Annotated in this window: 5 protein-coding genes; 3 read left to right on the forward strand and 2 right to left on the reverse strand. The window is 65.7% G+C overall.

The genetic code is table 11. The annotated features are described in order from the left end of the window. Nucleotides 1–179: 179 nt before the first annotated feature. From ACLP25_RS13840 to glgX, 3 genes are all read left to right on the forward strand, one after another. Nucleotides 180–515 (forward strand): hypothetical protein, encoded by a 336-nt coding sequence (locus ACLP25_RS13840; RefSeq protein ID WP_442469766.1) that lies wholly within the window; start codon nt 180–182, stop codon nt 513–515. 266 nt (nt 516–781) lie between these two features. Continuing rightward, nucleotides 782–1,408 (forward strand): ABC transporter substrate-binding protein, encoded by a 627-nt coding sequence (locus tag ACLP25_RS13845; protein ID WP_442469767.1) that lies wholly within the window; start codon nt 782–784, stop codon nt 1,406–1,408. A gap of 300 nt (nt 1,409–1,708) precedes the next feature. After that, complete coding sequence (gene glgX / locus ACLP25_RS13850) at nt 1,709–3,847, forward strand: glycogen debranching protein GlgX (RefSeq protein ID WP_442469770.1); 2,139 nt, start codon at nt 1,709–1,711, stop codon at nt 3,845–3,847. An 11-nt stretch (nt 3,848–3,858) separates the two neighbouring features. Here the strand turns inward: glgX and treY are convergent, their stop codons facing one another. Both treY and treZ read right to left on the reverse strand, forming a co-directional pair. After that, nucleotides 3,859–6,591, reverse strand: a complete 2,733-nt coding sequence (gene treY, locus ACLP25_RS13855) for a malto-oligosyltrehalose synthase (protein ID WP_442469768.1) — start codon at nt 6,589–6,591, stop codon at nt 3,859–3,861. After that, nucleotides 6,588–8,336 (reverse strand): malto-oligosyltrehalose trehalohydrolase, encoded by a 1,749-nt coding sequence (gene treZ, locus ACLP25_RS13860; protein ID WP_442469769.1) that lies wholly within the window; start codon nt 8,334–8,336, stop codon nt 6,588–6,590. The genes treY and treZ overlap by 4 nt, the downstream gene beginning before the upstream one ends. Nucleotides 8,337–8,913 lie beyond the last annotated feature (577 nt).

Here is an 8,913-nt window from a genome sequence, read left to right on the forward strand (position 1 = left end):
CCACGACGCGGACGAGGTTGGTCTGCTTGCGTAGCCGTCTCACATCAACGACAATTTTGACGCCGCTCCGCCGACGCAGTCGGCTTCGTTCAATCGCACCCACCGTAAGAAATAGATTTGCGCGACGAAGCGCAATTTGGTAAATTAAACGCTAACTCATCCACGGGATGTATGTGGATATGAGAAGCTGGCCGACCGTTTCAGGATTGGCATGCCTTTTCGCCTTGACGCAAGCGTCGGCGGAGGAGGTGTCGGTCGTGCCGCAGAACTCGGTCCAGCCGCACCGGACAAAAGCGAAGATCGTCAAACCTGACGCGTCGAAGGCTGCGAGCCCAGGCCACATTGCTTTCTCGAATCCTTACGCGCCCCCGGTCGGTGCGGGCAAATTGAAAAGCACGGATTTTACGCTGCCGGAGAGACCCCTTCCCGCCGATCCTCAAGGCGGCTTTTCCATTACGGCGGGCCGCGAGTCCCCCGACGCTCCAATGACCGGCGGCCTAAAATTCCGCTTTTAGTCGGGGCAATTGAGCGCGCCTCAGCTCCGAAACCAACGTGCGCCAACTTCCGAACCTTTGGAGCGAGCCCAACGATAGTGGGCTCGCGAGGCGTCGCATGGGTAGGGGCGCTCAAGAGCGATCGATGCCGCCGCTGCCGCCGCAGTCTCGTCGTGTCTCAAGCCTTCCCGCCGCGATCGGAGCCGGTCTCGACTCGATTCCCGAAATAGGCTCTAAAGCGTGCACTTGGCCCGTCAGGGTCCGTCTAGGAAGGTGGGACATCCATAATGAACGCTTTGAAACCGAGCCTGTCAGCGGCCCTGATCGCAGCGTTGACGGCCCTCCTCTTTTTTGGGCCGATGGCCTCGCTGGCTCAAGGGTTCTCGCCGGCTGCAAGGCGCATCGAAGCCTATTACCAGCAACTTTTGCCCACTCTTCAACAGGCTGACCGCCTCAGCGTGAGCGAACGCGACCGGCGCTTCGGGCCTGCGATCAACTCGGCATTCGATCTCTCGGCGATGACGCGGTACGCAGCGGGTCCGGCTTGGAGCACCTTCTCGCCTTCGCAGCAGGCCGCAGTTCGCGAGGCCTTTTCTCGTTTCCTCGTCGCGGACTACGCGAGCCTCGTGAGAGACTATTCCGGCGAGAGCTTTGTCGTTGAGCCGCAGACGACCGCGGAAGCGCGCGGCGGCGGCGAAGTCGTTAAAACGAAGCTGATCCAGGGAGGAGGCCGGAACGTCACGATCAACTATCTCGTCCGCGGCGGGCGGGTGATCGATGTCTATTTCAATGGAACAGTTAGCGACTTGGCGACTCGTCGCGACGAATTCGCCTCGATCCTCGCCGGCGGCGGGGGTGCGGACGCGTTGGTCAGGACGTTGCGCCAGCGCACCGAAGCCTTACTGAATGGTTGACGACTGGCCGGACAGTCTCAAGTTCCGAACGCAGTCCACTCTTCCGCGTCTTTGGCGAACCGGTGCCTGATACCCTCCGTCATGCCATGACTCAGCGGGCTGATGGGCCTGGTGGACATCGGCGAAAGCGTTCCGCGCCGAGCCTCCCATGACGCTCGCGCGCCGGGCCTCCGAGTGCGCTCCCATACTACGGACGCAATCCGCGAGCAATTTGGCCCCGATTTACCGACCGGAAATGGAACCGCCGCGCCGCGATTGCGTTATAGCCTTACGCTGGCTCGGCAGGGCGACGGGGGCTTCATGCGGATCACGGAAGGCAGGCCTTATCCTCTCGGCGCCACGGCCGACGCGACCGGCGCGAATTTCGCCGTCTTCTCAGCCCAGGCGACGCGCGTCGACGTCTGCATCTTCGATGAGCCTAACGGGCGGGAGATCGACCGCTTCGAGCTTCCCGAGTACACGGACGAGGTGTTCCACGGTCATATCGACGGCATCGGGCCCGGAACCTTCTACGGCTTCCGCGTCCACGGGCCCTACGAGCCGGAGGTCGGGCGCCGCTTCAACCCGAACAAGCTCCTCCTCGACCCCTACGCGCGCGCCCACGCCGGCAAGCTCGCCTGGGACCCCGCCGTCTTCGGCTATACGATCGGCGCGGACGGGGACGACCTCACCTTCGACGAGCGCGACAGCGCGCCCTACGTGCCGAAGTCGGTCGTCGTCGACCCGAACTTCGATTGGCATGGCGAATACCGTCGCCGCAACGTCCCGTGGGACCAGACGATCGTCTACGAGATGCACGTGAAGGGCTTCACCAAGCTCCACCCGCTCGTCGACGAAAGGGTCCAAGGCTTCTACGCCGGTCTCGGCTCGAAGCCCGTCGTCGACTACATCAAGTCGCTTGGCGTAACGACGGTCGAGCTTCTGCCGGTCCACACCTTCGTCGACGACAGTCATCTGCTCGACAAGGGTCTCCGCAACTACTGGGGATACAATTCGATCGGCTTTTTCGCGCCCGATCCGCGCTACGCCGCCGACGTGCCGAACTCGCTGCGCGAGTTCAAGGAGATGATCGCGCGCCTGCACGACGGCGGGTTCGAGGTGATCCTCGACGTCGTCTACAACCACACCGCCGAGGGCAACGAACGCGGGCCGACCCTCTCGTTCAAGGGGATCGACAACGTCTCCTACTATCGGCTTTTGCCGGACCAGCCGCGCTATTACATCAACGACACCGGCACCGGGAACACGCTGAACCTCAGCCATCCCCGGGTGATCCAGCTGGTCTGCGACTCCCTGCGCTACTGGGTGAGCGAGACGCGGGTCGACGGGTTCCGCTTCGACCTCGGCACGATCCTCGCGCGCGAGCCCGAGGGCTTCAAGACGGAGAGCGGATTCTTGAAGGCGGTCGGACAGGACCCCCTGCTCTCCGAGGTGAAGCTCATCGCCGAGCCATGGGATTGCGGTCCCGGCGGCTATCAGGTCGGCGGCTTTCCGCCAGGCTGGGCCGAGTGGAACGACTCTTTCCGCGATACGGTGCGCGACTTCTGGCGCGGAGAGGCTCCGGCAAAGGCGCTCGCGCCGCGGCTCTGCGCCTCGCCGGACAAGTTCAACTTCCGCGGCCGCAAGCCCTGGGCGAGCGTCAATTTCATCACCGCCCACGACGGGTTCACGCTTCGCGACCTCGTCTCCTACAACGACAAGCACAACGAGGAGAACGGCGAGAACAACCGCGACGGTCACTCGGACAACCGCTCCTGGAACTGCGGCGCCGAGGGACCGACCGAGGATGCGGGGGTCCGCGCGCTACGGCTGCGCCAGATGCGCAACATGATGGCCACGCTCATGCTCTCGCAGGGCACGCCGATGGTGTGCGCCGGCGACGAGTTCGGCCGCACCCAGAACGGCAACAACAACGCCTATTGCCAGGACAACGCAATCAGCTGGGTCGACTGGGACCTCGACGACGATCAGAAGGGCCTCGTCACATTCTTTCGCCGGCTGACGGCGCTCTTCCATCTCTATCCGGTGCTCCGGCGCTCGCGCTTCTTCACCGGCGAGGTGAACCCCGACATCAAGGTCCGCGACGTCACGTGGATCGACGCCAACGGCTCGGAGATGAAGCCGGAGACATGGGACAACGGGCTCACGCGCTGCTTCGGCATGCTGCTCGACGGGCGCGCGCAGGTCAGCGGAATCAGGAAGCCCGGCGTCGACGTGACCGTGCTCGCCGTGTTCAACGCCCATCACGACGTGGTGAAGTTCACCCTGCCCCGTTCCCCCGAATCGTCCGGCTGGAATCGCCTGATGGACACCAACGATCCCGACCTTCCCGGGCAGGTCTTCCGGTTCGGGACCGTCTATGAAGTCACCGGCCGTTCGATGCTGCTGTTCGAGCGCGCGGCGCCACGGAAGAGGAAGGCGCGGCCTCGCCGGCCGTAGCTGCGGCCGGCTCAGGCTTCCGTCAGGACGGCGACCGGCAGGGCGCCGAGCCATTCGTGGATCGGCGCACGGGAGTTGATCGCGCGGCCGCGAATCTGATCGAACCATCGGCCTTCCGGCAGATCGAGGGTCGCATCCCACGCCGGCTTGGCCTCGCGCTTCGCCGGGTAGCGCGCGACCACGACCGCCAGCCGCTCCGCGCCGCGCTCGCGCATGAAACCAAGGGCCCAGTCCGCCTCCCCTCCGGCGATCCCGATCGGCTTGTAGCCGCCCTCGGCGAAGAGCGCGGGACGCTCGCGCCGAAGCGCCAGCAGGAGCGCGACCGCGGCCAGCTTCACTCGCCCGTCGCGCCAGGAGTCCATGAGGGATGCGAAGAGGTCCGCGCGCTTCTCGGGAGCGGCGAGGCGAGGCCGAAGCGTCTCGAGTTCAGCCTCCCGCGTCGAATAGTCGACGGCGCGCCGATTGTCCGGGTCGACGAGACTGAAGTCCCAGAACTCGGTTCCCTGATAGGTGTCGGGAACGCCCGGCGCCGTCAGCTTCAGGACAGTCTGGACCAGGCTGTTCCGGACTCCGAGCCGCGCGACGTCTGCGACGAACGGCAAGAAGGCCGTCAGGAACCCCGGTCCGTCGGGGCGCAGCGCCTCGGTGGCGAAGGACAGCGTCGCCTGCTCGTACTCGGCGTACGGCGCCGCCCAGCTCGTGCGCAGCTTGGCCTCGCGGATCGACTTCTCCAGGGCGACGCGGATGCGCTCGGCGAAGGCGGCGAGCGCATCCGCGGTTGGGCTCTCCATCATGTCCATCGGCCAGGATCCGACGAGCATCTGATAGAAAAGGTACTCGTCGTTGCGGTCCGGCGGCGCGAGCCCTTCCACGTCGCCGGCGCGCGCCCGCAGGAGCCGGCTCCAGGAAACGACCTGCCGTCGCCATTCCTCGGGACGCTCCGAGAGCACCGCGAGTCTCGCGCGCGCGTCCTCGCCGCGCTTCGTATCGTGCGTCGCGGTCGCCAGCATCGCGTACGGCCAATGTTCGGCGCGCTGGGCGACAGCCTTATGAAACTGCGAGGGCGAAACGCCGAACCGCTCGGGCGCCCCTCCGACCTCGTTCAAGGCAGCGAACCGGTTGTAGCGATAGAAGGCGGTGTCCTCGACGCCCTTGGCCATGACGGGACCGCAAAACTGCTGCACCCGCATGGCGAAGCGCACCGCGGCGGTCCGGCTCAGCTCCTTCGCGCGCAACGCTTCGGCATCCGCCCTCATCGCGGCCTCGAGAAAATCGAAAGCCGAGGGATCGAGGTCCGGATCGCTTCGCCGCCCACGCGCGAACGCCCAGCCGAGGGCGCGCCGGTCCGCGTCGTCGACGGCGCCCGCAAGGTCGACGTAGGTGCGATAGACCGGGAAATTGGCGACGATCTGCCGGATCGCGCGCTGGAGAATCATGCGGGTGAGATCCGCGGTCATCGCGCTCTGATCGGCGAGGCGCGCGGCCGCGCGGGCGAGCGCGCCGAGTTCGCTCGCCATCTCGTTGTCCATGATCCTGAGCTTGCTCGCAGTCGCGACGGCGCCGAAATTCTGCAGGACGCCTGCGAACGTCCGATAGGTTTCGTCGAGCGCTGCCTCGCCGGACGGATCGATCAGGACGCCGAGCGCCAGATTGAGAAAGTCATATCCGGTCGAGCCTGCCACCAGCCAGTCGGCGCGCAAGGATTCGTGCGTCGCGAGAATCTTCTCGACCACGAGGTAGAAGGGCCGCGCCGCATGCTCGCGAAGCGCGGCGAGATAGACCTTCGGATCGAAAAGCCCGTCGATGTGATCGATCCTCAGTCCGTCGATTTCCCCGGCGGCGAGCATGGCGAAGACGCGCGCGTGGGCATGGAAGAAGACCGGCCCGAGCTCCATGCGCAGGCCCGCGAGGTCGTTGATGTTGAAGAAGCGCCGGTAATTGATTTCATCCTCCGCGACGCGGAAGAAGGCGACGCGCCAGAACTGCGCCGCGATCAGACGGTAGAGCTCGCGCCAATCGTGGTTGAACAATTCGACCCTCGCCTCGACGGCGTTCCGGAACGAAGGGTCGTCGCGCGCAAGCCCCGCGAGTTCCGCCTTGAGGTCGAGCGCGCGCTCCGCGATCTGCGGGCGCCAGTTGGGCAAGTCTTGGAAACGGTCGCCCATCCGATCCAGGAGCTCGCGCTCACGTCCGAGGATCATCGGATAGGTCAGCGGAGAGATCGGCAGCTTGTGCGTGTCGTAGGCCCAGACGGAGAAGGTCCCGGCGTCCGCGTCGAACTTGAGCGCGAGCTTGCCTGACCGCAAAGCCTCGCCGTACTGCTCTCCGAGCACCGGCGCCAGCAGCTTGCCGCCGTTCGGGCCGACGTGCATCGACCAGTCGATGTCGAACCATCCGGCGCAATGCGACTGCGCGCCCCATTCGAGGACGTCGAGCCACAACGGATTGTCGGCGCCGCCGACGCCCATGTGATTGGGGACGATATCGAGGATGACCCCGAGGCCCTCGCGCCGAAAGGCTTCGATCATCGCGGCGTAATCGGCTTCGGTCCCAAGCTCCGGATTGAGCTGCGAATGGTCAGTGATGTCGTAGCCGTGCGCGCTGTCCGGCCGCGCCTTGAACACGGGCGACAGATAGAGATGGCTGATCCCCAGCCGCGCGAGATAGGGCGCGATCCTTCCCGCATCGGCGAAGCCGAAGCTCTTGCGCATCTGCAGCCGATAGGTCGCGCGGGGCGCGGTCATGGCGACTCGATGCTCCACCGCACGCTCCAGGGACCAAGCGCGCCCCAGTCGTCGACGTCTCCGCACCGCCAGAACACGAGGCCCGGCGCCGGGGGAAACGCCAGTTGGCTGTCGCTGAGATTGGCGTCGAGAACGAGGCGCCGCACGCCCGCGGCCCAGGACAAGCGGACAGCCTGCTCGCCGATCGCGACCGCCGCGCCGCCGCGTTCGATATCAGACATCAGCGGCCTCACATACTTGCGCCTCGCCGCGAGCGCTTCGCGATAGCACGCAAGACGCTCGGGGTCGAGCTTGCTCCAGTCGAGCTTCGAGGCGAGGAAGGTCTCCTCGGCGAGCGGATCGGGAATCCTTGCGACGCTCTCGGGGATGGCGAATTCAGGGAAGCGCTCGAACTCCCTGCGCCGTCCGTCGCGCACGGCCGCCGCCAGCTCCCCGGTGAAGTCGCAAAAGAACAGGAACGGCTCCGTCGCGCCCCATTCCTCTCCCATGAACAGCATCGGGATCTGCGGCAGCAGGAGATAGACGCTTGCGAGCGCGCGCACGACCGGCGGCGACGCCAGCACGCTCAAACGCTCGCCGAAGGCGCGATTGCCGATCTGGTCGTGGTTCTGGATGAAGGCGACGAAGGCGGACGGCGGCAGGGCCGCGCTCGGACCGCCTCGCGGCCCGCCTCGATGGCGCGACGACTCGCCCTGATAGGCGAAGCCTTCGGCCAGAGCCCGCCCCAAATGGCGCGTCTCGCCGTAATCCTCGTAATAGCCAGTCGTCTGTCGCGTCGCGGCGACGTGAAGGACATGATGGACGTCGTCGTTCCACTGCGCCGTATAGTGAAGCGGTTTGCCATCTTGCCGAATGAGCCGGCCGGGCTCGTTGTTCTCGTTCTCGAGCAGCAGGTGGATCGGCCGCTTGAAGCGCGACCGGACGCGTTCGGCGAGCTCGTCGTTGATATCGGGCCAAGAGTCGTCCTTGATGGCGTGGACGGCGTCGAGCCGCAGCCCGTCGAGATGGAACTCGTCGAGCCAGTATTCGGCGTTCTCGATGACGAAGTCGCGCACCGGACGCGCGGTCGGACCGTCGAAGTTGATCGCGTCGCCCCAGGGGGTCTTATGCCGGCGGGTGAAGAAGTCGGGGGCGTAGAGCGGCAGATAGTTCCCGTCCGGGCCGAAGTGGTTGTAGACGACGTCGAGCAGGACGGCGATCCCGTGCGCGTGCGCGGTCTCGACGAAGGCCTTGAAGCGCTCCGGCCGCCCGTAGCTCGCGTCGGGGGCGTAAGGGTAGACACCGTCGTATCCCCACCCGCGCTTCCCGCTGAAATCCGCGACCGGCATCAATTCGACCGCGGTTACGCCGACTTTGGCGAGATAATCGAGCATCTCGGCGGCGCCGTCGAACGTGCCCGCGCGCGTGAACGCGCCGAGATGCATTTCGTAGAGGACAACGTCCTCCCACGCGACGCCAGACCAGGTCTCGGTCCATTCATAGGCGTGGGGATCGATGGTCTCGCTCGGCCCATGCACGTCCTGCGGCTGGAACCGCGAGGCCGGATCGGGAACGCGCGTCCCGTTGTCCAGGACGAAGCGATAGAGCGCCCCCGCCCCCACGCCGTCGGCGAAGGCCTCGAAGAAGCCGTCCGCTCGCCGCTCCATCGGGACGACGCGGTCCGCCAGGGCGAGGTTCACGCGCTCCTGGCCGGGCGCCCATAGACGGAAGCGGATTCCGCCCGCTTCGAACGAAGGCCCGTGCATCCGGATCGCGCCGTTGTTCAAGATACCCCCGCGCCGAAATTGAGAATCGTTCTTCCCTAATCCGGCGCGCCCTTGTTAGGTTCCCGTGCGCGCGCCTCGGTTAAGGAAGCGCCCCATCGCGCCTTTATTTCGGCAGGTCTCGCATTTCCGCACATGGGCGCGTTGCGCTCGTGAGGCCGACGAGACGAGGCGGTCGTGCGGCGGTTGTGCGGCGCCGCCGGCAAAGCGCCACCCGACCGGGACTGCGATTCGCGCGGGACGGCGCTCTGTTCGCCCGCCGCGGGGCGTTCCCAGTTGTCAAAATCTGACACTCCGTTCCCACAGACGGACCGGTCCCGACGTGAAGCGGACCTACCAGGCGGCCGCTCCGGACGCCTCCTCTGGGCGGGAGAGCGGACCTTTATGCACCTGATTTCTGCACCGCGTAACCTATTGACTTCATTGACGTCGATTCGACCGCACGTGGCATCGGCGCGAAAGCTAACGCGATGCTCCTTCAAGGCTTGTCGAGTTCGAGACCGACTCGGTCTATGCCGTCCGAAGAGACGCGCACGCTGCTGGTGTAAGGTTGCGATAG

Origin of the sequence: Roseiarcus sp. (assembly GCF_052145395.1) — a bacterium.
Lineage (GTDB): Bacteria > Pseudomonadota > Alphaproteobacteria > Rhizobiales > Beijerinckiaceae > Roseiarcus.